The following is a 307-nucleotide window of genomic DNA, read 5'->3' as shown; positions in this document are numbered from 1 at the left end:
GGGTTCAGGTCGTGGGCAGGATCGTTCGTCAATCATCGCGAGGAACTTCTCGCCGACCGTCTGGGTCAGGTCGGCGCGGATGTCGATGCGGCCGTCGTCGATGGTGTGGACGTTGACGGTGTTCAACGACGAGTCGTCGGCGGCGGGGATACCGGTGACGGTGGCGACGGCAAGGGTGTTGGCGATGGTGCGGGCGTGTTCAACCACTTGTGCCGGCGTCGCGCCCGAGAGTGCTTGACCGATGAGTTCGATCTCGTAGGCACTCTTGTCGTTGTCGGAAAGTCCTTCGGGACAGCGTTTGTCGATG

General features: G+C 62.5%; 1 pseudogene. It reads right to left on the bottom strand.

The window, feature by feature from the left end:
* A pseudogene (locus AMD30_RS25350) lies at positions 1 to 307 on the bottom strand (HNH endonuclease); the annotation flags it as partial.

This window comes from Gordonia sp. HS-NH1 (genome assembly GCF_001418765.1).
Lineage (GTDB): Bacteria > Actinomycetota > Actinomycetes > Mycobacteriales > Mycobacteriaceae > Gordonia.
The sequence above is the reverse complement of the archived record's forward strand: the minus strand, read 5'-3'. Positions and strand labels throughout refer to the sequence as shown.